General features: G+C 65.8%; 23 protein-coding genes. 8 read left to right on the top strand and 15 right to left on the bottom strand.

Annotated features, from left to right (window positions below):
• Positions 1-27: 27 nt before the first annotated feature.
• A complete protein-coding gene (locus QX121_RS05285; protein ID WP_315811360.1) occupies positions 28-822 on the bottom strand; it encodes a fumarylacetoacetate hydrolase family protein in 795 nt (264 codons plus the stop codon).
• A gap of 724 nt (positions 823-1,546) precedes the next feature.
• Between QX121_RS05285 and QX121_RS05280 the strand changes: the two genes are divergently transcribed.
• Together QX121_RS05280 and QX121_RS05275 are read left to right on the top strand one after the other, a co-directional pair.
• A complete protein-coding gene (locus tag QX121_RS05280; RefSeq protein WP_315811359.1) occupies positions 1,547-2,026 on the top strand; it encodes an STM3941 family protein in 480 nt (159 codons plus the stop codon).
• 111 nt (positions 2,027-2,137) lie between these two features.
• Positions 2,138-2,749 (top strand): heme-binding protein, encoded by a 612-nt coding sequence (locus tag QX121_RS05275; RefSeq protein ID WP_315811358.1) that lies wholly within the window; start codon positions 2,138-2,140, stop codon positions 2,747-2,749.
• A gap of 270 nt (positions 2,750-3,019) precedes the next feature.
• Here the strand turns inward: QX121_RS05275 and QX121_RS05270 are convergent, their stop codons facing one another.
• Positions 3,020-3,796, bottom strand: coding sequence for a cyclase family protein (locus tag QX121_RS05270; RefSeq protein ID WP_315778590.1), 777 nt, complete (start codon positions 3,794-3,796; stop codon positions 3,020-3,022).
• A gap of 50 nt (positions 3,797-3,846) precedes the next feature.
• Positions 3,847-4,836: a fumarylacetoacetate hydrolase family protein gene (locus QX121_RS05265; RefSeq protein WP_315811357.1), complete on the bottom strand. Its 990-nt coding sequence runs from the start codon at positions 4,834-4,836 to the stop codon at positions 3,847-3,849.
• A gap of 100 nt (positions 4,837-4,936) precedes the next feature.
• On the opposite strand from QX121_RS05265, the gene QX121_RS05260 reads away from it, so the two are divergent.
• Genes QX121_RS05260 through QX121_RS05240 form a run of 5 tightly spaced genes read left to right on the top strand, consistent with a single transcriptional unit; the run spans position 4,937 to position 8,903 of the window.
• Positions 4,937-5,872, top strand: coding sequence for an ABC transporter substrate-binding protein (locus QX121_RS05260; protein WP_315811356.1), 936 nt, complete (start codon positions 4,937-4,939; stop codon positions 5,870-5,872).
• Positions 5,872-6,570 (top strand): GntR family transcriptional regulator, encoded by a 699-nt coding sequence (locus tag QX121_RS05255; RefSeq protein WP_315736992.1) that lies wholly within the window; start codon positions 5,872-5,874, stop codon positions 6,568-6,570. Before QX121_RS05260 ends, QX121_RS05255 begins: the two co-directional genes overlap by 1 nt.
• 1 nt (position 6,571) lies before the next feature.
• Positions 6,572-7,375: an ABC transporter ATP-binding protein gene (locus QX121_RS05250; protein WP_315736991.1), complete on the top strand. Its 804-nt coding sequence runs from the start codon at positions 6,572-6,574 to the stop codon at positions 7,373-7,375.
• A complete protein-coding gene (locus QX121_RS05245; protein ID WP_315811355.1) occupies positions 7,372-8,139 on the top strand; it encodes an ABC transporter permease in 768 nt (255 codons plus the stop codon). Before QX121_RS05250 ends, QX121_RS05245 begins: the two co-directional genes overlap by 4 nt.
• Positions 8,136-8,903 (top strand): ABC transporter permease, encoded by a 768-nt coding sequence (locus QX121_RS05240; protein WP_315811354.1) that lies wholly within the window; start codon positions 8,136-8,138, stop codon positions 8,901-8,903. Before QX121_RS05245 ends, QX121_RS05240 begins: the two co-directional genes overlap by 4 nt.
• A gap of 294 nt (positions 8,904-9,197) precedes the next feature.
• Here QX121_RS05240 and QX121_RS05235 read toward each other — a convergent pair whose 3' ends face one another.
• From QX121_RS05235 to QX121_RS05185, 11 genes are all read right to left on the bottom strand, one after another.
• Entirely contained in the window at positions 9,198-9,506 is a 309-nt protein-coding gene (locus QX121_RS05235) for a DUF892 family protein (RefSeq protein WP_409999312.1), read from the bottom strand.
• Between the two features lie 398 nt (positions 9,507-9,904).
• Positions 9,905-11,296, bottom strand: coding sequence for a M20/M25/M40 family metallo-hydrolase (locus tag QX121_RS05230; RefSeq protein WP_315778603.1), 1,392 nt, complete (start codon positions 11,294-11,296; stop codon positions 9,905-9,907).
• 130 nt (positions 11,297-11,426) lie between these two features.
• Positions 11,427-11,774, bottom strand: coding sequence for a RidA family protein (locus QX121_RS05225; RefSeq protein WP_315737085.1), 348 nt, complete (start codon positions 11,772-11,774; stop codon positions 11,427-11,429).
• A 7-nt stretch (positions 11,775-11,781) separates the two neighbouring features.
• On the bottom strand, positions 11,782-12,915 hold the full coding sequence (locus QX121_RS05220) for an FAD-dependent oxidoreductase (RefSeq protein ID WP_315811352.1): 1,134 nt from the start codon (positions 12,913-12,915) through the stop codon (positions 11,782-11,784).
• Positions 12,912-14,318, bottom strand: coding sequence for an NAD(P)/FAD-dependent oxidoreductase (locus QX121_RS05215; protein ID WP_315811351.1), 1,407 nt, complete (start codon positions 14,316-14,318; stop codon positions 12,912-12,914). Before QX121_RS05215 ends, QX121_RS05220 begins: the two co-directional genes overlap by 4 nt.
• Positions 14,315-14,611, bottom strand: a complete 297-nt coding sequence (locus tag QX121_RS05210) for a (2Fe-2S)-binding protein (RefSeq protein WP_315736978.1) — start codon at positions 14,609-14,611, stop codon at positions 14,315-14,317. The genes QX121_RS05215 and QX121_RS05210 overlap by 4 nt, the downstream gene beginning before the upstream one ends.
• 34 nt (positions 14,612-14,645) lie before the next feature.
• Positions 14,646-15,782 (bottom strand): FAD-dependent oxidoreductase, encoded by a 1,137-nt coding sequence (locus tag QX121_RS05205; protein WP_315811350.1) that lies wholly within the window; start codon positions 15,780-15,782, stop codon positions 14,646-14,648.
• Positions 15,783-15,793: 11 nt separating this feature from the next.
• Complete coding sequence (locus QX121_RS05200) at positions 15,794-16,603, bottom strand: ABC transporter permease (RefSeq protein WP_315811349.1); 810 nt, start codon at positions 16,601-16,603, stop codon at positions 15,794-15,796.
• Positions 16,600-17,481 (bottom strand): ABC transporter permease, encoded by an 882-nt coding sequence (locus tag QX121_RS05195; RefSeq protein ID WP_315736974.1) that lies wholly within the window; start codon positions 17,479-17,481, stop codon positions 16,600-16,602. The genes QX121_RS05200 and QX121_RS05195 overlap by 4 nt, the downstream gene beginning before the upstream one ends.
• A complete protein-coding gene (locus QX121_RS05190) occupies positions 17,478-18,521 on the bottom strand; it encodes an ABC transporter ATP-binding protein (protein WP_315811348.1) in 1,044 nt (347 codons plus the stop codon). Before QX121_RS05190 ends, QX121_RS05195 begins: the two co-directional genes overlap by 4 nt.
• Before the next feature lie 191 nt (positions 18,522-18,712).
• Positions 18,713-19,744, bottom strand: a complete 1,032-nt coding sequence (locus QX121_RS05185) for an ABC transporter substrate-binding protein (protein ID WP_315736972.1) — start codon at positions 19,742-19,744, stop codon at positions 18,713-18,715.
• Positions 19,745-19,964: 220 nt separating this feature from the next.
• Here QX121_RS05185 and QX121_RS05180 point away from each other — a divergent pair, with 220 nt between their 5' ends.
• A complete protein-coding gene (locus QX121_RS05180; protein ID WP_315736971.1) occupies positions 19,965-20,930 on the top strand; it encodes a LysR substrate-binding domain-containing protein in 966 nt (321 codons plus the stop codon).
• A 48-nt stretch (positions 20,931-20,978) separates the two neighbouring features.
• Here the strand turns inward: QX121_RS05180 and QX121_RS05175 are convergent, their stop codons facing one another.
• On the bottom strand, positions 20,979-22,601 hold the full coding sequence (locus tag QX121_RS05175) for a PEP/pyruvate-binding domain-containing protein (protein ID WP_315811347.1): 1,623 nt from the start codon (positions 22,599-22,601) through the stop codon (positions 20,979-20,981).
• Between the last annotated feature and the right edge of the window lie 2 nt (positions 22,602-22,603).

The following is a 22,603-nucleotide window of genomic DNA, read 5'->3' as shown; positions in this document are numbered from 1 at the left end:
ACACGACGTGTGATCCAGCCCCTCCACTCAAACGATCTTGATCGACATATCCGGCAGGCCCTCGAGCTTGCACAAGAGCACGTCGCCCTTGACGACCGGGCCGACATTCTCCGGCGTGCCGGAATAGATGATGTCGCCGGCCTTCAGCTCGAACGCCTCGGACAGTTTCGCGATCTGCTCGGCGACGTTCCAGATCATCTTGGTCAGGTCGGAGTTCTGCCGGACCGTGCCGTTGACCGCGAGCGAGATCGCGCCCTTGGTGAAGTGGCCGACCTTCGCCACCGGATGGATCGGGCCGAGCACAGCGGCATGATCAAAACTCTTGCCGATCTCCCATGGCTTCTTCTCGGCGGCCATGCCGTTCTGCAGGTCACGGCGGGTCATGTCGAGGCCGAGCGCGTAGCCATAGACATGATCGAGCGCGGACTCGGCGGGAATGTTGGTGCCGCCGGATTTCAGCGCCGCGACCAGTTCGACCTCGTGATGATAGTTCTTGGTCAGCGACGGATAGGGATGATCGGCGACCTCGCCGATCGCGACATTCTGGATCGCGTCGGTCGGCTTCTGGAAGAAGAACGGCGGCTCGCGGTTCGGATCGGAGCCGCGCTCGATGGCATGCGCCGCGTAGTTGCGGCCGATGCAGTAGATGCGGCGGACGGGGAAGACGCCCTGCTCGCCGGCGATCGGAATGGTGGTCGCCGGCACGGCGAAGATCGGCTTCGGCCCGGCCTGCGCCGCGGCAGGGTAAGTGTCCGTCATGATCGCAGCCGCTGCGGCGGCGCTGCCGGCGACGAGAAGATCGCGGCGTGAGGTGTCTGCCATGGGTTTCCTCCTGGGATCAGCCGTTGCGGCCGGCTGATTTGTTGGTGGTGGCGCGCCAGCATCGGCGCCCCGCTCAACTGATAAGCATATCCAGTATGCCAGCGCCACTATGCGCACGCGCCGTCGCTCTCGCGACGCAACACACGCCCGAAGCGATGCTCGAGACCCTCGCCGGAAACGCGAGGGCGCAGGGAAGGCCGGACCTCGACTGAGGCCCGAGGCCCGCCTGCGGAAAAAATGCAGGCGGCAGGAACCACAGGTTCAGCCGGACAGACCCGGCCTTCCCTGCGCGATGGGTGAACGTCTGCTCCGAGCTCTCCCCGGGGACCGGCTTGTTTGCCCCCGTCACCTGCGCAACCCGTCAGGTCAGCAACAGGCTTGGCGCCAGCATCGGGGCGCCAGGACCACACGGCTTGAACGTCCGCGAGCTGACAGTCGTCTTGCGCAAAAGCGCCTGACAGACCCGCGGCCACCGCTCCCCGCCTCAACGTATCGTGACGACGCGTACGCCCCTCTGAATGAGGCGGGATAAGCGATATAAGCACATTTTCCGATAAAACGAAAGAGAAATTTCGACTGAGGCTGCCAAGGACTGTCCACCGAAAGTTCCGGTCCTACTTAAGATTTTTTCAACATGCGCCAGGCATACGACATCTAAGCACGGTGCAGCCCACCGGATGCGGAGGGATTCACAACGCAAGGGAGCCTTGACCGGCCACCGGTCGTGATCCATTCATCACGGTCAAAATCCCTGCTCGGGTTACTTGCCTGTATCGCCCTGCTCGCGGCGGCCCTCTTCATGGTCCAAGATCCTGAGGCCAATCACCTCATCGGATACGCCGGAATCGGCTTCTTCAGCCTCGGCATCCCCTTCGTCGGGTGGAGCATCTTTCGTCCGGACAGCTTGGTCCTCACTCCCGATGGCGTCACCCAGCATACGCTGTTCCGAAGCGGCCTCTTGAAATGGAAGGACGTGCACGCCTTTCGTCCGTACTCCCCCACGCCGGGATCGAGAGAACAGCTCATCGGCTACGACGTCGTGGGCAATTCCAACAAGGAAGGGCGGTTCGTTAAAGTCGCCCGATCGCTTGCGGGCGCCGACGGCACGCTTGGCGGCGGATGGGAGATGCAACCTGCAGCTCTCGCGGATCTGCTCAATAGAGCCCGCGCGCATTGGTTGCAGCAGGGCGATAAGATCTGTTAGCATCGTAGAGGCCGGTCTGCTGATCCGGGGGCGCGTGCGCTTCGTTTCTGTGTTTCCACCACCCAAACGGCAACCGCCATGACCGAGCCGACACCACCCGGGAGACGCCGCATGCTGCTCTGGCTCACCGGCATCGTCGTGCTCGCGCTGGCCGGCGCCATCGCCGCGGGGCCGATCATGAGCCGGGTCGAACAACCCAAATACGACGTCGTCTTGCGCGACGGCGACTTCGAGATCCGCGCCTATGCGCCGATGATCATCGCGCAGGCCGAGGTGCAGGGTGCGCGCAAGCCCGCCATCGAGGAAGGGTTCCGCATTGTCGGGGCCTACATCTTCGGCGCTAACCAGGCGAAGGCGAAGATCGCCATGACCGCGCCGGTGCAGCAGCAGGCCAGCGCCACCATCGCGCCCGCCGATGGCGTCGCCAGCGACCGCTGGAGCATCAGCTTCGTGATGCCCTCGAACTGGTCGCTCGACACTCTGCCGCCGCCGGCCGATGCCCGGATCAAGCTGACGGCCCAGTCTGCGCAGCGCATGGTCGCGATCACCTTTTCGGGCTCCACCTCCGACGGCATCATCGCTGACAAAACTCACCAACTGCGTGACTACGCGCAGCGCAAGGGGCTGACCGTCACCGGATCGCCGCTGCTCGCGTTCTACAATCCGCCCTGGACCCTGCCGATGCTACGGCGGAACGAGGTCATGCTGGCGTGTAGTTGCTAAAGCGAGATGAGAGAGAGCGGCTTGATTTTGCAGTCAAGGTCGGCTCGCAACTGTCACCACGACGCGCGACGAGCTCCCTCTTTGGCTTTGCCGAGTCCTCTCCTCGGTCATTCCGGGGCGCGCGCAGCGCGAACCCGGAATCCATCCTTCAGCACGTCGCGCGGCTCGATGGATTCCGGGCTCGTCGCGCTTGCGCGCGCCGCCCCGGAATGACGCGAAGATCAAACGCGCCAGAACCCATGTCGTGACTTCAATCGGAGATTAGGCGCCCTACCCCTCGATGATCGCCACCGCCCGCGTCCATCCGGCCGAGGCGCGCTCGATCTTGACCGGGAAACACGACACCATGAACCCCGTCGACGGCAGTTGCTCCAGATTGTGCAGCTTCTCCAGATGGCAATAGCCGATGTGGCGGCCGGCCTTGTGGCCTTCCCAGATCAGCGCGGCATCGTGGGTCTCGGCGTATTTCTGCGCGGTGAACACGAACGGCGCGTCCCAGCTCCAGCCGTCGGTACCGGTCAGGCGCACGCCGCGCTCAAGCAGATACATCGTCGCCTCATAGCCCATGCCGCAGCCGGAGTTGACGTAGTTGGCCTGGCCGAAGCGCGCGCCGGCCGAGGTATTGACGACGACGATCTCGAGCGGCGACAGCGTGTGGCCGATGCGCTTGAGCTCATCCTCGACATCCCTCGCGGTCACCACATAGCCGTCCGGGAAACGACGGAAGTCGAGCTTCACGCCCGGCTGCAGACACCACTCCAGCGGCACCTCGTCGATGGTCCAGGCGCGCTCGCCGCGGTTCATCGTCGGATGAAAGTGCCAGGGCGCATCGAGATGCGTGCCGTTGTGGGTCGACAGATTGACCTGCTCGACCGCCCAGCCCTGCCCGTCCGGCAGATCCTCGGCCTTCAGCCCGTCGAAAAACTGCAGCATCCGCGGCAGGCCTTGCTGGTGATCAATGTATTGGATGGTCGGGTGCGCTCCCGGCGGATCGGCCGGCACGTCGTTCTGCAAGGGCACGGAGATGTCGATCAGTCTGCGGGCCATGGGCGGTCCTCTCTTGTCATCGTTCTTGGTTGTTGTCGTCGGCAGCAGGATCAGACGTCCTGCCGCTCGACCTTGTTCTTCAGGATGCCGATCTTCTCGACCTCGAGCTCGATCACGTCGCCATGTTCGAGATACCAGCCGAGCTCCAGGCCACAGCCATTGCCGACGGTGCCCGAGCCGATGAACTCGCCCGGCATCAGAGTCTCGTCCTTGCTGATATAGGCGATCAGCTCCTCGAACGAAAACAGCATGCCCTCGCTGACGCCGCGCGAGCGCACCTCGCCGTTGACCCGCGCCTCCATCTTCAGGCGATAGGGATCGCCGATCTCGTCCGGGGTCACGATCCACGGCCCCATCACGTTGCCGCCGTCAAAGCTCTTGCCTTTGGAGGGGCCGAGCCGGCCGTCCATCTCGATGCGCTGCGTGTCGCGCGCGGAGAAGTCGTTGAAGATCGTGAAGCCGAAAATGTGGTCGCGCGCCTTCGCCGCCGAAATGTCCTTGCCCCTGCCCTTGGTGATGACGCCGAACTCGAGCTCGTAATCCATCACCTTGCTGTAACCAGGCCATTTCACCGTCGTGTTGGGGCCACGCACGCTGAAGCGGTTGGTGATGTAGAAGATCGGGACCTTGCGATAGACCTCGGGCAATTCGCCGAGCGGCTCGGCATCGATGCGCGCGAGCTCCTCCGCGTCGCCGCGCTGCCGCGCCGCGAGCTTTCGCTGGCCGCGCGGCGCCTGCAGGATGTGCAGCGGAAATAACATGCCGTCGCGCATCTGGCGCGGCTCCGGCACCGGGGCCAGCAGCTCGGTGCCGCCGACGTCGCGCGAGAGGCTTTCGTCGCTGCCATGGCGCTCGACCAGCGCGCGTGCTGCGTCGAGCGCAGCTTCGCCGGCATCGATCAACGACAGCATCGAGCCGAACGCCGGATTGCTCTTGCCAGCGCGATCGGCGGCCGCGGTGAGGTCGAAAAGCTTGGAATCGCCGCCATGGACGACGCCGATCCGCTCCCCGCCTTCCGCTCGAAATGTCGCAAGTTTCACGCTGGCCTCCCCTTGTGTTCTATCGGAAAATATACAAACATAGAAAATATCGATAAACAAGAGGCGCCCGAGAGACGGACGCCCGGGGGAGGAGTCAAGGATGCGTCATCGGATCATCAGTGCTGCGCTCGGATCGGTGCTGGCCACGCTTGTGCTCACATCTGCGACACGCGCCGAGAAGATCCAGATCGGCTGCACCGCCACCTCGGACTGCGCCTCGGCGATGGTCGCGGTCGATGAGGGTCTCTTCAAGAAGCACGGGCTCGACGCCGAGATGGTGCTGATCGGGATCAACTCGAACATCCCCGCCGCCATCCTCTCCAATTCGATCCAGATCGGCGGGCCGACCTCGACGGTGTTCCTCCAGGCGGCCGATGGCGGTCTCGACCTCGTCGCGGTCTCCGGCGCCTCGATCATGAACAAGACCTCGAACGATGCGGTCGCCGCCTTCGTGCGCAACGGCATCACCATCACTGGGCCGCAGGACTTCAAGGGCAAGAAGGTGGGCGCCCCCGGCATCGGCGCGTTCCTTCAGGTGCTGTTCGTGAAATGGCTGGTCGAGAAGGGCGTCGATCCGAAGAGCATCAACTTCGTCGAAGTGACGTTCCCGACCATGGCCGACACCATCAAGTCGGGCGGCGTCGATGCGGTGCTGACGGCGGAGCCTTTCGTGATGCGCATGACCAATGCCAATCTCGGCACGGTGGGCGCGCACTACGCGGCCGAGCTCGCCCGCACCGAGCCGATCATCTTCTATGCGGCCTCGCGCGAATGGGCGGAGAAGAACCGGGAGACCGTCAGGAAATTCCGCGCGGCCATCGCCGAGGCGGCACCGGTCGTCAACAGCGACCGGGAGAAGGCCTCGGCCGCGATCGCCAAGTTCACCAAGCAGCCGCTAGAGCTGGTCAAGCTGACGACGCCCAACTACGCCGAGCCGGTCCTGAAACCCGAGCAGCTTGGTTGGTGGATCGACGTGATGTCCGCGCAGAAGATGCTGCAGAGCAAGCTCGATCTCAAGAAGCTGATCCTCGACTGATGACGGCACCACACCCGATCCCGCAGACCGAGCCGCCGAGCAGCGACACGCTCAGCGAGCGCGCCGCCGCGCTGATCGAGCGCGACATCGTCGCCGGCGTCCTCGCCCCCGGCTCGCGGCTTGGGATCGTCGAGCTTGCCAAGCGCTACGAGATCGGGCCGACGCCGGTCCGGGAAGGGCTGTCCCGGCTGGTGTCGCGCGGCCTGATCGTCGGCATCGGCCAGCGCGGCTTTCGCGTGGCCGAGGTCAGCCGCGACGATCTCGTTGACATCACGCGCATGCGCACGGTCGTGGAAAAAGAGGCGCTGCGGCTGGCGATGCAGAGCGGCGACGACCAATGGGAGGCCGGCATCATCGCCGCGCTCCATCAGATGCGCCGCTACATCCAGCGCATGCAGAGCGAGTTCCGCGAAGGCGCTCCGGAGTTCGATCGCTTGCACAAGGCGTTTCACACCGCGCTGCTGGGGGCCTGCGGATCACGGCGCCTGCTCGCCGCTCATTCGGATCTCTACGACCAGGCCTACCGCTACCGCCGCGTCATGATGCGCAGCTTCGAGGATGGCAGCGGCTTCATCAAGGAGCACGAGACGCTCGCCGACCTCGTGCTCGCGCGCAATGCCGCCGCGGCCCAAGCGCGGCTTGAGGCACATCTGCGCTCGACCGTCGATATCGTCTATCCGCATCCGAAGGGATCCTGAGATGGCAGAGCCTGCCCTCGCATTGGTGCAATCATCTCCCTCGCCTGTGCGCGCGCAGATCGCCTTCGACGATGTCGCGCTGGTGCTCGGCGGCAAGACGATCATCGACACGATCAGCCTGGAGGTCGCAGCTGGCGAGATCCTGTGCGTGGTCGGCGCCTCCGGCTGCGGCAAGACCACGGCGCTGCGGCTCGCCGCCGGCCTCTATCAGCCGAGCGGCGGCACGGTGCGTTTCGAGGGCGAGGCGATGCGCGCGCCGCGGCGCGAGATCGCGGTCGTGTTCCAGGACTATGGCAAGGCGCTGCTGCCGTGGCGCACCGCCGCCGGGAACATCTCGCTGGCGCTGGAGACGATCGGCATGCCCGCCATCAAGCGCGAGACACGCATCGCCGAACTGCTGGCCAAGGTCGGGCTGGCCGGCCATGCGGCCAAATATCCGACGGAGATGTCCGGCGGCATGCAGCAGCGGCTGCAGATCGCGCGCTGTCTCGCGCAGGATCCCAAGGTGCTGCTGATGGATGAGCCGTTCGGCGCGCTGGACGCGATGACGCGACAGGGGCTGCAGGACGAGATGCTGGCGCTGGTGGCGGCGACCGGCGCCACCGTCGTGTTCGTCACGCATGATCTGGAGGAAGCGATCTATCTCGGCGACCGCGTGGTCGGCCTGCTGCCGCATCCCGGCCGCGTCGGCCTCACGATGCAGATCGACCTGCCGCGGCCGCGCGACCAGTTGGCGACGCGCGAGCATCCGGAGTTCCTGCGGCTGCGGCGCGAGCTGTTCGACTTCATCAAGGCGAGCGAATGACGATGCCGGATCGCGTCAAGCCCGCCCTGCTGCCGTTCGCGGCGCTGCTCGTGTTCGAGGCCTGGATGCGGCTCGCCGGCGTGCAGAGCGACTCGCTGGCGCCGCCGAGCGCGATCGCGCTCGCCTTGCTGGGCGCGCTGACCGACGGCTCGCTGCTGGCGGCGACGCGCGACACGCTCGCCTCGGTGTTCGCCGGCCTCGCGCTCGGCGGCACCATCGGCCTCGTGCTGGGCATCGCGCTTGGCCTGTCGCCTATCTTCAACCGGCTGATGGAGGTCACGATCGAGGCGATCAGGCCCATTCCTTCAGTGGCGCTGCTGCCGATCGCGCTGATCGCGCTCGGCTTCGGCTATCGCATGGAGATCGCGATCGTCGCCTTTGCCTGCGTCTGGCCGGTGCTGATCGTGACGCGTGCCGCGGTGGGCGGCATCGAGCCGCGGCTGCTCGAGGTGGCGCGCGTGCTGCGGCTGACGCAGCGCGATCGCATCAGGAAGATCGTCATCCCCGCCGCCCTGCCCCGTATCTTCCTGGCGTTCCGGCTCGCCGCCGGCATCGCGCTGATCGTCGCCGTCACGGTGGAGATCGCGATCAACCCGCTCGGCCTCGGCGCCGGCATCATGACCGCGCAGCAGGCGTTGCGGCCGGACTTGATGCTCGCTTATCTCGTCTGGATCGGCGTCACGGGTTTCGCCCTCAACACCGTGCTGATGGCTGCACAGCGGAGCTTGTTCGGACGTGCGGCTGCCATGGGAGAGCAGGCATGAAATGGTCTGACATCGCCTGGCGCCTCGCCAGCTTCGCCGTCGCCGCCGGCATCATCGTGCTGTGGCAGTTCGCCGCCGATCAGCGCCTGATATCACCGGTGTTTCTTCCCAGTCCCGACCGCGCCTGGGCGGCGCTGCTGCGCGGCTTCACCAGCGGCGATCTCCTGACCAAGCTCACGGGCACCCTCACGCATATGGCCTATGGCTGGCTGCTCGCCTCCGCCGCCGGCATCGCGCTCGGCGCCATGATCGGCTCCTCGAAGACGATGCGCATCTACGTCGCGCCGACGCTGGAGCTGCTGCGGCCGCTGCCGGTCTCGGCGATCATTCCCGTCGCCATCGCCTTTCTTGGACTGAGCCAGGGCATGGCGCTGTTCGTGATCGCGTTCGGCTCGCTGTGGCCGCTGCTGCTCGGGACGATCCACGGCTTCGCCGCGGTCGAGCCGCGACTCTATGAAGTCGCGCGGGTGCTGCACATGTCGCGGCTCGCCGTGATCTTCAAGATCGCGCTGCCATCGGCCGCACCCGACATCCTCGCCGGCATGCGGCTGAGCCTCACGGTCGCGCTGATCCTCGCCGTCGTCTGCGAGATGCTCGCCGGTCTCGACGGCCTCGGCCAATGGGTGCTGCTGTCGGCGCGCTCGTTCCGCTCGGCGGATCTGTTTGCCGGCGTGATGCTGCTCGGAATCATCGGCTACATGACCGCGCTCGCGATGGGCGCGGCCGAGAGCCGGCTGCTGCGCTGGCAGCACGCGCGGCGGTGAGGCTCAGGTCGCGCGCGATCGCGGTGAAATATTGCCGGAGGCCGCTCAAGCCGGCTTCCAGGAGCGCGACTGGACCGACCGCCCATGGCTCCGATTGCGGAGCCAGCACCTGACCCGCCCCCGAAAGAAAGAGGCCGCCGACACACAAGGTGCAGGCGGCCCAAGTCCAGGGAGGAAACGCCCCAAGAAGGGCTAGGTTTTACTTACTAGATCAGGAGAGTCGCGGGTATCCGGATGATACCGGAGGTTGTCATCGCGCTGACGGGTTCCTATCCCGACCGAGATACCGCCAGGTCACGCCGTCTGACGCTCCTCGTGGCGAACGAATTCCAGCGTGACCTTCTCGACATCGGAGTCGCCCCACTCTGCTCTCCGTTCCTCCTCCTGCAGCGACTGTTCGAGCGGCGCGCGGGCGTCCTCGAGGCCGGCGGCACGGCACAGCGAGAGCAGCGACGTGTAGGCGGCGATCTCAAAATTTCTCGAATGCGTTTTGTTGGCGAAGGTGTTCTTCAGGAACTCGTCGCCGGACATCGCATGTCCGATGGCCGCCGAGAACGAATCCTTCTCAGCGCCACATGGTCGGTGTGACAAGATGCGCGCCATCGGACCGTTTCCGACCGAGAACGCCACGGCTTTGTGCAGCCTGATCGACATTGGGCGCGGGATCGATTGCGGGCGCGTGGTCGAGCTGGATCACGGGAACCGTGGCGGAATGTTCCGGAGCGCTGCGCTGATCGCGCGCGCAAGGAGAAGCGGAACTTACCGAATCACTCGGCTGGTCAACGGGGTCGTGCATGTGGCAGCTCCGAGCCCTGAAGCGGCGTTTACTAATCTCTTCCGAGACTAGGCGATATCAACTGCGTTAATCCATGCGCGATCTCGCCGCGTGCGGCCGATTCGCCCGCAACGCGACGAACCAGCGTGTGCTTGCCATCCGTTCATGGCTGCTCGATGACGCCTCCCGCACTGCACGCGAGATCGTGATGGGCGTTGCACCGGCATCAGCGCTCGCGCGCGCCGACGCGGTCGAGCAGTGCCGCACCGGTGCGAATGCCATTGTAGAAGCAGTCGATCGTCATGTTCTCGTTCGGCGCGTGATTGGCCTCGTCGGCATTCGCATAGGGAACGACGAAGGCCGGGACGCCGAGGATCTTGGTGAAGACGTAGTCCGGCAGACTGCCGCCAGTGCACGGAAATTCGAGGGGCGTGACGCCCTGTGCCAATCGAATCGCGTCGCGGATGATTGCGCCATAGGGCGAATCGAGCGGCACGCGCGAGGGCAGCATGCCGCCGCGGGGGATGAACTCGACCTCGGGCGCGTGCTTCCTGACATGGGCCTCGACCTTGGCCAGCACGTCGCCCGGCGTCATCGCTTCGACCAGGCGGATGTCGCATTTCACGACCGCCTCGCACGGCAGGACGGTCTTGCTGCCGGGGCCGCCATAGCCGCCGTGAAAGCCATTGATGGTGAGCGTCGGGTGGAACATCAGCCGCTCGTAGTAGCCGCGTTCTGCCGGCGCATCGAGGCGGCTGAGACCGAGGCTTGCCTTGGCGGCATCGAGATCGAGCGGCAAACGCTTCACCGCAGCGACGTCAAGCGCACTTGGCGGCACGATCGCGTCGTGGAGACCGTCGATGGTGATCTCGCCGGCGGCATTCTTCATCGTCGCAAGCAGATGCACCAGGGTCCAGATCGGATTCGGCACGATGCCGCCGAGATTGCCGGAATGAACGTCGCGGATGGCGTGCTTGGCGCGCAGCTCGAACGAGCACATGCCACGGACGCCATAGGTCATGGTCGGCCGTCCCGACGCATGCATCGGGCCGTCGGCGGTGACCACGAAATCGGCCTTCAACTTCTCGCGATGCGTGGCGACAAACTCGGCAATGCGTGGGCTGCCGATTTCCTCCTCGCCTTCGAGCAGGAAGATGACGTTGCACGGCAGCTCGCCGTGAACCTTGAGATGCGATTCGATCGCCATGAGCTGCGCGAAATGCTGCCCTTTGTTGTCGCCGATGCCGCGGGCATAGATGCGGCCGTCGCGGATGGTCGGCTCGAACGGCGGACTCAGCCACAGCTCCAGCGGATCCGGCGGCTGCACGTCGTAGTGCCCGTAGAGGAGCACGGTCGGCGCGCCCGGCTTGTTGTGCCAGCGTCCCAGCACCATCGGATGACCCGCGGTCGGCACCGCCTCGGCCTCGAGGCCGATCTCCCGCAGCATCCTCACCAGCAGCGCAGCCACCTCGGCAATGCCGACATTGTGCGCGCTGATCGAGGGATGGCGCACATAGTCCATCACGCGGGTGAGAAAATGCTCCCTCTCGGCGTCGATGTGCCGGAACACGGCAGCGAGACCGGCGGAAGGAGATGGAACGGTGCGGGCATCGCTCATGAGGTCGTCTTTCGTCGCGTGACGTTGCAGTCATACCATGTTCGATCGAAATCCCCTTAAAAGCAAATGACGCGCGGAGCGAGTCCGCGCGTCACCCTCGATCACATTTGTCCGAGCCGAGGCGTTGTGCTCAGCCCTTCAAGGCGGTGATGACGATCTCGATCAGCGCGCCGCCGCCGAGATCGGAGACGCCGACCGTGGCGCGAACCGGCAGATCGTCGCCGAAGAACTCGGTCCAGGCCGCATCCATCTCCTTCTTCTTCGACAGGTCGGTGACGAAGATCTGGCCCGAGACGACGCGTGACTTGTCGGTGCCGGCCTCTTTCAGGAAGCCGTCGATCTTGCCGAGAATATTACGGGTCTGCTCGCCCATCGACACCGAGGTGTCGTCGGCGATGGTGCCGCCGATGAAGACGAAGCCGTTGGCCTCGACGATGCGGTGATGAATGGCGGAGCGGATCTTGCGGGTGATCGTCATCATGTCCTCATGTCGTTGACGAAGGGGTGGAAGTCTGAAAGCGCGCAATGCTGAGATCGCCGATGCGCGTCTGGGTGCCGCCGTGCACGATGAGCTCGGCCATCACCGCGCCGGCGCCGGGGCCGAGCTGGAAGCCGTGCGCGGAGAAGCCGAACTGGTGATACAGCCCCTCGTGCCGCGCACTCGGTCCAAACACCGGAATGTCGTCGCGCATGCGCGCCTCGATGCCGGCCCAGGCACGCACGATGGTCGCGCTGCGCATCACCTCGAACAGCTCCGCGACGGTGCGCGCGCTCTCCGATAGCTTGCGCCAGTCGAGCACGGTCTCGTTGCGATCCTGATAGGGGATGGCGAGGTGCCCGCCGCCGATCAGCACCGTGCCGTTGGGGAACTGCTTGAATGACAGTTTGCGGCCGCGCAGGATGACGACGGGATCGATGAAGTGCGCGACGGGAGACGTGATCATCAGCATCGGCGCGATGGTCTCGACCGGGACCGGCTCGCCGAACAGCGCGGCGATCCGTCCCGCCCAGGCGCCGGCGGCATTGACCAGCACAGGCGCGGCAAAGCTCTCAGAGCCGACGTCGACATGCCAGAGCTTGCCGTCCTTGCGGATGTTGGTCGCGGGCACGCCCTCGCGAATGAGGGCACCGAGCTGCTCAGCCTTGCGGCGGAACGCGGTGGTGGTTCGCGCGGGCTGCGCCGCGCCGTCCCGCCGCGACACCACGCCGCCCGGACAGCTCTCCGCCACCGCCGGCACGAGGCGGCGCAATTCCGTGCCGTCGATCAGCTCCTCATGGCTGAAGCCGCGCGCATTGAGATCGGCGACGCGGGCACGGCAGGCGTCGAGCTCCGCGTCGTTCTCGGCGACCAGCACCTGGCCGAAGCTTTCGAAGCCGCAATCATCGTCGACCAGGTCGCTGATGTTCTCCCAGATGCCCATCGAGCGGATCGACAGCGGAATCTCCGCGACGTCGCGCGCGAGCTGGCGCACGCCGCCGGCGTTGACACCGGAGGCGTGGCGGCCGGCATAGTCCTTCTCGATCAGCACCGGCTTCAACCCGGCCAGGCATAGATGCAGCGCGGTCGAGCAGCCGTGGATGCCGCCACCCACGATGATGGCATCCTTCTTCACCGTCATCCGCGCACCACGGCCTTGGTCGCCTCTTCGGTCTTCGGCAGGCTCGCGAGCTCGGACAGCATGATCGGCTTCACCGGCGCGCGCAGCCGGTAGTAGCCGATCTCCTGCGGGCTCTTGCCGCGCGCCTGCGCCATCAGCTCGGTGACGGTGAGGCCACACAGCCGCCCCTGGCACGGCCCCATGCCGGTCCGGCGATAGGCCTTGAGCTGGTTCGGTCCGGTGGCCCCGATCGCGACGGAGTCGAGCACATCCCTGGCGGTGATCTCCTCACAGCGGCACACGATGGTGTCGCCTTGCGGAATACGGAATTGCTTGGCCGGCTGGAATAGAACGTCGAGGAAGACACGGCCACGCTCGGCGCGTTTCAACTGCGCTGAATAGTCCAAAACCTTTGCCTGGGGCCGAAGGGCCTTGATGGCGCTGGCTGCCGCGATACGTCCGCGCCACAGCGCGGCCTGCGCACCGCCGATGCCGGCACCGTCGCCGGCAATCGCGATGCCCGGAATCGAGCTGTTGCCGCCGGCGTCCAGCACGGGCGTCCAGCACAGCTGCAGCTCATTCCAGCGATGCTCGACGCCAGCGGCCATCGCCAGATTGACGTTCGGCACCACGCCCTGGTGCAAGAATAACAGCTCGGCCGGCAGCGTCTCCCGCTTGCCGCCCGCGGCGACATAGCTGACGGCGTCGAGCTTGCCGTTGCCGGTGGCGGCGAGCTCTACCACGCCCGTGGTGACCGGCACCTTCGCGCGCACCTCGCGCATCATCGCCAGCCCCTTGAGAAAATAGGACGAGGTCACGAAGGCGAAGGCGTGCGGCAGTGCTGTGACGTAGTTCGCGCGCGGCGTGGTGTCGAGCACGCGGTCGATGCGGCCGCCAAGCCGCAGGATCTGGGCGGCGAGCAGCCACGGCAGCGGTCCCTGCCCTGCGATCACCGTCGGACAATCCGGCACCAGCCCCGACGATTTCAGCATCGTCTGCGCCGCGCCCGCCGTCATCACGCCGGGCAGGGTCCAGCCGGGAATCGGGAACGGGCGCTCCTGCGCCCCGGTCGCGATGATGACCCGCCCGGCCTTGATGAAGGCCGAGCCGCCGCCGACGGAGACGCCGAGCTCGAGCTTGCGATCGAGGCTCCACACCGTGGCCCGATGGATGATCTCGGCCCCGCTGGTCTCGGCAGACTTTGCGATCTCGGCCCCGGACCAATAATCGGTGCCGAGCAGCGCTTCACTCTTCACCGGCGTCGAACTGATCGCGCGCCAGACCTGCCCGCCGGGACCAGCATTCTCGTCCAGCAGCAAAGTCGACAGGCCGGCGCCGGCCGTCGCGGTCGCTGCGGCCAGCCCGGCCGGGCCAGCGCCGATCACCACGACGTCGTATTGATCATGCTTCGGCGCCGCGCTCATTTGCCGATCTCCCGCTTGCCCTTCTGGATTTCGATTTGCATGCCCTCGGCGACCGGGACCAGGCAGCCCTGCCGATTGCCGACGCCATCGATTGTGACCAGGCAATCGAAGCACACGCCCATCATGCAGTAGGGCAGCCGCTTGGCGCCGCTGACCGCGGTCGAGCGCCTGACGTCGAGACCCGACGCAAGCAGCGCCGCCGAGACCGTGTCGCCTTCGCGCGCGGCGATCGCCTTGCCTTCGACATGGATCGTCACCGATCGCCTGGCGTCACCCTCTGCTCGCTTGAACATCATCATCTCCGCGCCCGTGCCGGGCCTCTCACTATCAGTAGTAGCCACTGCCGCCCGCTTCCGCTTCGCCGTCGAAGCGCCTGGCTGTGAATGCGCTGACCAGCTCCGGCTCCAGCGCGCCGTCCTTGACCATGCGCGCGATGTCGAACGCGTGGTTCGCCGCGAGCGTCACGCCGGAATGGCAGCAGGCGACGAAGGCGCCTGGGTGGCTCTCCGACTGCTCGTAGATCGGGAAGCCGTCCTTCGGCATCACGCGGATGCCGGTCCAGCTCCTGACGACGTTGAGCCGCGCCAGATGCGGGAAGGTGCGCTGGGCGCGATCGGCCATGACAGCGTTGATCGGATGGTTCTGCACGCGATCGTCGAGCTCGTCCTCCTTGCTGTCGCCGATCATCACCGTGCCTTCGTCGGTCTGGCGGATCGTGGTCAGCGGATGCGGCAGGAACGGCATCGTGCGCTCGGTCACGACGATCTGGCCGCGCGTCGGGCCCATCGGCGCCGACAGCCCGACCATCGGCGCCAGGGTCTGGTTGGCATTCCCTGCAGCGAGCACCACCTTCGCTGCGCGTACCTCGCCCTGCGCCGTCGTCAGCCTGAACTCATCGCCCTCACGGGCAATCGCGCCGACCGCGCGTTCTGGCAGATAGTCGACGCCGAACTGCTTCATGCCGGCATGCAGGGCGCGGAAGGTGCGCAGCGAATTCACGTGGCCATCATAGGGACAGAAGCTGCCGCCGGAGACCTCCGGGCCGATCAGCGGCAGCATCTTCTTCACCTCTGCCGCCGGCAGCATCTCCATCTGATAGTCGGCGGCGCCGACCTGATTGTGCATTCGCGCCACGAGCTGCGCGCGCTGCTCGTACTCGGCCACGCCGAGGGTAAGGTGAAAGCCGCCGTTCTGCTGCAGCACGACGTCGAGCCCGGTCTGAGCCTTCAGCTCCTCGGCGAGCTTCGGCCACGCCTTGGAGCCGCGCACCGTCCAGCCGGTATAGGCCGGCATGCCCAGGCCCTTGCTCTGCACCCACACCAGCGCGAAGTTGGCGCGCGAGGCGCGTTTGGCGATATCGCCCTCGTCGAGCACGGCGACGCGCTGGCCGAGCCGGCCGAGCCCCCAGGCAATCGCAGAGCCGAGCAGGCCGCCGCCGACGACGGCGACGTCATAGTCTCTCATCGTAGTGTCTCCTATCGTCCTGCGTCGCCGCCTTTGGCGGTGAGCACGCGGTCGAGCCCGTAGAAGCGGTCGAGCAGGATCAGGACGGTCATGGTGATGGCGATGACGCTGGCCGATACCGATGTCACCAGCGGATCGATGTTGTCCTGGATGTAGAGGAACATGCGCACCGGCAGGGTCTCGGTGCCGGGCGTCGCCAGGAACACGGTCATGGTCAGATCGTCGAACGACTGGATGAAGGCGAGCATCCAACCGCTGACGATGCCGGGCAGGATCGCGGGCAAGGTGACGCGGCGAAACATCGTCCAGCCGTTGGCGCCGAGCGAGATCGCGGCCATCTCGACGGAGCGGTCCATGCCGGTCGCGGACGCGAGCGTCAGCCGCAGCGCGAACGGAAACACCACGACGACATGGGCGATCACCAGCGCGACGAAGGTGCCGCCGATGCCGACCGACGTGAAGAAGCGCAGGAAGGCGATGCCGAGCACGACATGCGGGATCATCAGCGGCGACAGGAACAGCGCCGACAGCGCGTCACGGCCGCGGAAGCGATAGCGGCTGATCGCGAGCGCCGCCGGCACCGCGAACAGCAGCGCCACGCACGACGACAGCGCGCCGAGCCACAGGCTTACGCCGAAGGCGTGGACGAATTCCGGATAGTCGGCGAGCGCCCTGAACCAGCGCAGCGAGAAGCTCGTGATCGGAATCGACAGAAAGCCTTCCGGCGTGAACGCGACCCAGCACACGACGAGTATCGGCGCCACCATGAAGACGACGAAGACGGCATGGAAGATCAGCGCCAGAGGACCGTTCCTGCTCATCGGAACATCTCCTGGTAGCGGCGCTCGATCAGCGCATTGGAGCCGACCACGATCAGGACGAGCGCGATCAGCAGCAGCACGGCAACCGCGGCGCCGAGCGGCCAGTTCAACGTGTTGAGGAATTCGTCATAGGCGAGCGTCGCGGCGACCTTGAGCCTGCGGCCGCCGATGATCGCCGGCGTCGCAAAGGCGCTGGCGGACAGCGAGAATACGATGATGGCGCCCGACAGCACGCCCGGCATGATCTGCGGCAGCACGATGCGGCGGACCACCGTCAGCGAGCTTGCACCCAGCGACAACGCCGCATTCTCGACCTGCGGATCGAGCCGCTGCAGTGCGGTCCATACCGCGAGCACCATGAACGGCATCATCGCGTGCGCCAGCGCGATCACCATGCCGGTCTCGGTGAACATGAACCGGACCGGCGAATCGATCAGGCCTGATGTCATCAGGAGCTTGTTGGCGAGCCCGTTGTTGCCGCCGAACAGGAGCGCCCAGCCGAGCGTGCGCGCAACCACCGAGATCAGCAGCGGGCCGATGATCACCAGCAGGAAGAGGCCCTTCCACGGCCCCTGCATGCGGTTGAGGATGTAGGCCTCGGGCACGCCGAACACCGCCGTTATCAAGGTCGCCAGCACCGCGACGCGGAAGGTGCGCCAGAACATCTCGGCGTAGTAGGGGTCGTCGAAGATCTCGATCCAGTTCTTCAGGATGAAGACTGGCTCGATGCCCTTGTACTGGCCCCAATCATGGAACGACAGCATCACCGTCATCGCCAACGGGATCACGACGACTCCCAGGAACAGCATCAAGGCCGGCAGCGCCAGCGAAAGGCCGGCGCGCGTCTCGGACGAGTTGGACGCGATGGTCGCGCTCATGCTGCAGCCTTCGCGGCGCGCAGGCTCATGTCCGAGACCTGCCAGACGAGATGCACCGCTGCGCCCTGCTCAGGCTGCGGTTGGCCGTCATTCTGCCGGATCACGATGGCGGGCCCGCATTCGGTGTCGCATTGGAACAGCCAGTGATTGCCCTGGAAGATGCGGCTTGCGATGCGCCCTGCAAGACCGGCGTCACCGAAGTTGATGCGCTCGGGCCGAACACTGACGGCGACGGAGCCGGCCACGCCGGCCGGCGCCGGCGCGCTCCAAGATCCCGCCACCAGTCTGGCCTGCCCCCCGGTGCGGTCCACGGTCGCAGCAAACTCGTTGGTCTTGCCGAGAAATTGCGCGACGAAGGCGGAGGCCGGCTGCTCGTACACCTGCTGCGGCGTGCCGATCTGCTCGATCCTCCCCTTGCTCATCACGACGATGCGGTCGGATAGCGACATCGCCTCGATCTGATCATGGGTGACGAGGATGGTCGTGGTGCCGAGATTGCGCTGGATCTGGCGCAGCTCGATCTGCATGTCCTCGCGCAGGCGCGCATCGAGATTGGACAGGGGCTCATCGAGCAGCAGCAGGCTCGGGCGGATCACCAGCGCGCGCGCCAGTGCGACGCGCTGCTGCTGGCCGCCGGACATGCGGCGCGGATGACGGTCCTCATAGCCGGCGAGGCCGACAAGTGCGAGCGCCGCGCGCACGCGCTCCTCACGATCCTTGCGCGCGACCTTGCGCATCTCCAGGCCGAAGGCGACGTTCTCGGCCGCCGTCATGTGCGGAAACAGCGCGTAGCTCTGGAACACGATGCCGAGCCCGCGCTTCGCCGGCGGCATCGCGACCAGATCCCTGCCCTCGAGCCGGATCGCGCCGTGCGACGGGTCGAGGAAGCCCGCGATCATCTGCAAGGTTGTCGTCTTGCCGCAGCCGGACGGCCCCAGGAACGAGATGAACTCGCCCTTGGCGACGCCGAGGCTGAACTCCTCGACCGCCGTGTTGGGGCCGAAGGACTTGCCGACGCGATCAAGCTCGAGGAAGGACATGCTTTGGATCCAGATGGGCGAGGAATGCTGGCGCCGCGCGCACGGTGCACTCCCCTCCCCCTTGCGGGGAGGGGCCGGGGGTGGGAGGCGGCCCGAAGACCATTGGTGTGGTCCCTCCCTCCCAACCCTCCCCCACAAGGGGAGAGGGAGAAGACCGCCGTCGACGAGAGAGGTTCGCAACAAACGACTGATTAGCGCTCGACTTCGCGATTCCAGCGCTTGGTCCATTCCTCGCGCTTCTCGTTGACCACGCTCCAATCGGGCGCATAGACCTTGGCGGCACGCTCGCCGATCGGCGCCATCGCGCCGACGCCCTCGGGCACGACCACGGACTTCACCACCGGGCCGTAGCCATATTCCTTCAACATGGTGAGCTGGATCTTCGGATCGAGCAGCAGCTTGATGAAGCTCGACGCCAGCGGCGAGACCGAGGTCTTGGCGATCGGACACGCCGTCGTCAGCAGGCTGACGGCACCTTCCTTCGGATAGACGAAATCGACCGGGAAGCCGGTGTTGGCGAAGCTCTGCACACGGCCGCTGCCCCACACGGCGATGACGGCCTGGCCCGATTGGAAGAGCTCGGTCATCTTGCCCGGCGACGGCTCGTAGGCCAGCACGTTCGGATTGATGTCGGTCTTGAAGATCTTGAAGCCGGCATCGACGTTCGCTTCGCTGCCGCCGTTCATCTTGGCCAGCATCAGCAGGACGTTGAGGCCGTAGGTGTTGTTGATCGGCGGGATGACGAGCAGCTGCTTGTATTTCGGATCCTTGAGATCATTCCACGACGTCGGCGCGGCCCAGCCTTTCTCGGCGAACACCTTTTTGTTGTACATCAGGCCGGTAGCGACGAGACCGATCGCGACCGCCTTGTCGTCCTTGAAGCGCGCGACATCGAGGAGATCGCCAGGCAGCCCGGTGACCTTGTCGCAGAAGCCGAGCTGGATCGCCTGGTACATCGGACCGTCGTCGACGATGGCGACGTCGATCTGCTGATTGCCCTTCTGCGCCTGCAGCTTGGCGAGTGTGTCGGTGGAGTTGCCGGCGACGTATTCGACCTTGACGCCGTTGGCCTGCTCGAACGGCGGGATCACTTCCTCGCGGATGGTCTTCTCGAACGAGCCACCATAGCCGGCGACATAGAGCGTCTTCTGCTGAGCCCAGACCTGGGAGGCTGAAGCCAGGACGGCGACGCTGACCGCCATCAGGAGTTTAGGGTGCTTCATCGGACCGATCTCCATCATCTTGGATATGAGACGGTATTAATTAACCGCCCCAGGGAGATCGGGCTTGGCCGATGCATCCGCAGTCCAGAAAACCCGGAGCTGACGAGCCTAAAAAACGAGCCACCCCTCACCCTGCCAAAAAAGATCGCAGCAGAGGCTTTGATCGTCCAATGAATAATGGCACCCTATTCATACGCAAATGTTATGGACTGGAGGACTGATGGCGCGGATCAACTCGCGGCAGGTCGAAGCCTTCCGGGCGATGATGCTGAGCGGCAGTGTGACCGAAGCCGCCAAGCTGATGGCGGTGACGCAGCCGGCGGTCAGCCGGCTGCTACGCGACCTTCAGGCGCTGCTCAAGATGGAGCTGTTCGAACGGCGCGGCACCGGGCTGGTGCCGACCGCCGCGGCAACGGCGCTCTACATGGAGGTGGAACGCTCCTTCGTCGGGCTCGATCGCATCACTGCAGCAGCCGAGGAAATTCGCGGCCGGCGCACCGGCACGTTGCGCATCGCCGCCCTGCCCGCTCTTGCCAATGGCTATCTGCCACGGCTGGCGGGCGGCTTCCTGCAGGAGCGGCCCAATCTCAATCTCGCATTTTTCGGCGTGATCTCGCCGATCGTGATCGACTGGGTGCTGAACGCGCAATGCGACGTCGGCTTTGCCGAAGTGCCGATCGCCCATGCCGGCCTGCCGAGTATCAAGCTGCCGGCGCTGGCGCGCGTTGCCGTCCTCCCGGCAGGCCATCGGCTTTGTGCGAAGACAATCTTGGTGCCGCGCGACTTCGAGGGGGAGACCTTCATCTCGCTCTCGTCAGGCTCCACCAGCCGGCATCTGATCGATCAGATCTTCCATCGCGAGGATGTCAGGCGCGTGCTGCGGGTCGAGACGACGCTGTCGGAAATCATGTGCGGGATGGTGTCGTCGGGACTGGGCGTCTCGATTTGTGATCCGTTCACCGCGCGCGAATTCGATGGCCGCGGCGTGGTGATGCGGCCATTCACGCCGCGCATCGATTTCGAATTCGCCGCGGTGTTTCCGCCGCAGCGCAGCCCCTCGCCGGTGGCGCTGGACCTCGTCGAGTCGGTGCGACAGGCCCTGGAAGAGCTCAGCCGGGCATCAAGCGCTGGAGAAACCGGGGAAGGCTTGGTCGGGGGCCTGGTGGGCGCACCTACGACCCGCTGATTGAGCGGCGTATGATCCGGTCCTTCGCCTAGACCAGGGTTCAACTGGTCAGGCCGCGGGCGCTTCAGCGATTGCGCCTCCAGGCGCCGGATCGCGCGGAAACCGCCATGCCGACAGCTCCGCAAGCTCAGCTTCGGGCCGTTGCGCGACGATTTCGCCGCGTCCCAGGTAGAGACGACCCGTATTGCCGTCGACGGTGATCCAGTCGCCGGGGGACACGACCGCTGCGCCGATACGCGCCTGCTGCGCTTCACCATCGACCCGGATCGCGGCGCAACCGACCACGCAGGGCTTGCCCATCTGACGGGCGACAAGCGAGGCATGCGCGGTGCGGGCGCCAACGGCCGTGACGATCCCGGAAGCTGCAGCGAAACCCGCGATGTCTGCGGTGCTGGTGTCGTGACGGATCAGAATGACCGGATCACCTGCCGCCGCGAGGCGTTCCGCGGACGCGCTGTCGAAGGCCGCCCGCCCCGTTGCGACACCGCCGGAAGCCGCAACTCCCACGGCTGCTGGCTGGCCGGTCGAAACGAGCGAGGTCTCCGTGAGTGCCTCGACGTCGATGCCATCAAGTCTTCCCAGGGCCTCTTCCCGCGTGATCGATCCTTCGTGCACGAGGTCGACCGCGATGCGGAGCGCGGCGCGCGGGGTGCGCTTGGCGGCTCTTGTCTGCAGGATCCACAATCGGCCTTCCTCGATGGTGAATTCGATGTCCTGCACATCGCGAAATTCACTTTCCAGCCGCTTCAGAGTTGCACGCAGCCCCAGCGCCACATCCGGCAGCGCCCGTGACAGGGCCCTCTCGGTTTCCGGCGTCCTTCGGCCGGAGACGACGTCCTCGCCCTGCGAATCGAACATGACGTCGATGACCGGCTCGTCCGCTCCCGTCGAGGGATCGCGCGAGAATGCGACGCCCGCACCGGACGACATGCCGCCATTGCCGAACACCATGGCCTGCACCATGACCGCCGTGCCCTTGAGATGCTCGAGGCCCTCGAGCCGGCGATAGGTCCGCGCCCGCTCACTGGTCCAGGATCGATAGACGGCCCGCGCCGAGCGTTCCAGCTGCACCGCGGCATCTTCGAGCCATCCGTCATCATCGGCCTCTTCCAGAAGCTTGTGTTCGTCGCAAACCAGCCGCTCGAGCGCCTCGCTGTCCAGCTCACGCTCGTTGCTGACGCCTTCGGCGGCAATCATCTGGCTCAATCGCTCGGCAAGCGGGGCGGGATCGATCCCGATGACCGTTTCGGCGTAGCTCTCGAGCAGGCGCCGCCGGCAGTCCCAGGCCAGCCGCGGCCGCCCCGTTGCGCGCACCAGACCGCGCACGGCGCGCGACGTGCAGCCGACATTGAGAACGGTATCCAGCATGCCCGGCATCGACCGCGCCGCACCGGACCTGACGGACACGAGCAGCGGATTGCGCGAGCAGCCGAACGACTTTCCGGTCGCCTGCTCGAGAAAGGCGATCCCTCCTTTCAGTCCGTCAACGAGCTGGCGCGTTGCCTGCCCCTTGCCGGCCACCACGTCGGCGCAGAGCTGCACCGGCAGCACGAACGCAGGCGGCACCGGCAAACCCAGCGCCGCCATCCGTGCGAGATTTGCCGCCTTCGCCCCGACCTCTTCGGCGCCAGGCAGCTCGCGCCGGCCATCCCCGATCCGCACCATCGTCATCA

The organism is Bradyrhizobium sp. SZCCHNR2028, from assembly GCF_032380995.1.
Lineage (GTDB): Bacteria > Pseudomonadota > Alphaproteobacteria > Rhizobiales > Xanthobacteraceae > Bradyrhizobium.
The sequence above is the reverse complement of the archived record's forward strand: the minus strand, read 5'-3'. Positions and strand labels throughout refer to the sequence as shown.

Bases quoted from the DNA above. Each gene is read 5' to 3' on its own strand.
- QX121_RS05275 (WP_315811358.1), top strand. From the start codon at position 2,138: ATGCTGCTCTGGCTCACCGGCATCGTCGTGCTCGCGCTGGCCGGCGCC.
- QX121_RS05285 (WP_315811360.1), bottom strand. From the start codon at position 822: ATGGCAGACACCTCACGCCGCGATCTTCTCGTCGCCGGCAGCGCCGCC.
- QX121_RS05260 (WP_315811356.1), top strand. From the start codon at position 4,937: ATGCGTCATCGGATCATCAGTGCTGCGCTCGGATCGGTGCTGGCCACG.
- QX121_RS05195 (WP_315736974.1), bottom strand. From the start codon at position 17,481: ATGAGCGCGACCATCGCGTCCAACTCGTCCGAGACGCGCGCCGGCCTT.
- QX121_RS05210 (WP_315736978.1), bottom strand. From the start codon at position 14,611: ATGTTCAAGCGAGCAGAGGGTGACGCCAGGCGATCGGTGACGATCCAT.
- QX121_RS05180 (WP_315736971.1), top strand. From the start codon at position 19,965: ATGGCGCGGATCAACTCGCGGCAGGTCGAAGCCTTCCGGGCGATGATG.
- QX121_RS05225 (WP_315737085.1), bottom strand. From the start codon at position 11,774: ATGACGATCACCCGCAAGATCCGCTCCGCCATTCATCACCGCATCGTC.
- QX121_RS05205 (WP_315811350.1), bottom strand. From the start codon at position 15,782: ATGAGAGACTATGACGTCGCCGTCGTCGGCGGCGGCCTGCTCGGCTCT.
- QX121_RS05230 (WP_315778603.1), bottom strand. From the start codon at position 11,296: ATGAGCGATGCCCGCACCGTTCCATCTCCTTCCGCCGGTCTCGCTGCC.
- QX121_RS05240 (WP_315811354.1), top strand. From the start codon at position 8,136: ATGAAATGGTCTGACATCGCCTGGCGCCTCGCCAGCTTCGCCGTCGCC.
- QX121_RS05200 (WP_315811349.1), bottom strand. From the start codon at position 16,603: ATGAGCAGGAACGGTCCTCTGGCGCTGATCTTCCATGCCGTCTTCGTC.
- QX121_RS05255 (WP_315736992.1), top strand. From the start codon at position 5,872: ATGACGGCACCACACCCGATCCCGCAGACCGAGCCGCCGAGCAGCGAC.
- QX121_RS05250 (WP_315736991.1), top strand. From the start codon at position 6,572: ATGGCAGAGCCTGCCCTCGCATTGGTGCAATCATCTCCCTCGCCTGTG.
- QX121_RS05220 (WP_315811352.1), bottom strand. From the start codon at position 12,915: ATGACGGTGAAGAAGGATGCCATCATCGTGGGTGGCGGCATCCACGGC.
- QX121_RS05235 (WP_409999312.1), bottom strand. From the start codon at position 9,506: ATGGCGCGCATCTTGTCACACCGACCATGTGGCGCTGAGAAGGATTCG.
- QX121_RS05175 (WP_315811347.1), bottom strand. From the start codon at position 22,601: ATGACGATGGTGCGGATCGGGGATGGCCGGCGCGAGCTGCCTGGCGCC.
- QX121_RS05245 (WP_315811355.1), top strand. From the start codon at position 7,372: ATGACGATGCCGGATCGCGTCAAGCCCGCCCTGCTGCCGTTCGCGGCG.
- QX121_RS05215 (WP_315811351.1), bottom strand. From the start codon at position 14,318: ATGAGCGCGGCGCCGAAGCATGATCAATACGACGTCGTGGTGATCGGC.
- QX121_RS05270 (WP_315778590.1), bottom strand. From the start codon at position 3,796: ATGGCCCGCAGACTGATCGACATCTCCGTGCCCTTGCAGAACGACGTG.
- QX121_RS05190 (WP_315811348.1), bottom strand. From the start codon at position 18,521: ATGTCCTTCCTCGAGCTTGATCGCGTCGGCAAGTCCTTCGGCCCCAAC.
- QX121_RS05185 (WP_315736972.1), bottom strand. From the start codon at position 19,744: ATGAAGCACCCTAAACTCCTGATGGCGGTCAGCGTCGCCGTCCTGGCT.